The sequence below is a fragment of the Acinetobacter sp. Colony158 genome (assembly GCF_019264745.1).
GTDB lineage: Bacteria > Pseudomonadota > Gammaproteobacteria > Pseudomonadales > Moraxellaceae > Acinetobacter > Acinetobacter ursingii.
In genome coordinates this window covers 3,101,214-3,101,492 of the sequence record NZ_CP078523.1, presented here as the reverse complement: position 1 = coordinate 3,101,492, position 279 = coordinate 3,101,214, and the positions used below count along the sequence as shown (strand labels likewise).

At 38.0% G+C, this 279-nt stretch carries 1 pseudogene; it reads right to left on the bottom strand.

What is annotated here, in order from left to right:
* Nucleotides 1-241 (bottom strand): annotated as a pseudogene (locus tag JR005_RS15005) (bacterioferritin); the annotation flags it as partial.
* Nucleotides 242-279: the final 38 nt, after the last annotated feature.

Sequence of the window (279 nt, the reverse complement as noted above, 5' to 3'; positions counted from 1 at the left end):
CTTCCTGATTTGCATGCTCTAAAAACTCAGAAGCAGCAACCGAGGCTTTGACGCCTTGAGCCATAAAATAATGGCGTTTATAGCGTAAAACGCAAATCAGTTCAGTTGCGAGTGCTTCATTGAGTAATTTCAGAATTTCTTCGCGATCTGCTGAATAACCTTCTGTTACAGCACCTTCTTCAACATGTTGACGTGCTCTTTGACGTAAAGTGGCAATATCTGTAAATTCTACATTTGACATGGGTTTGTTCCTCAACTTTTTGAATTTAATATATAAAT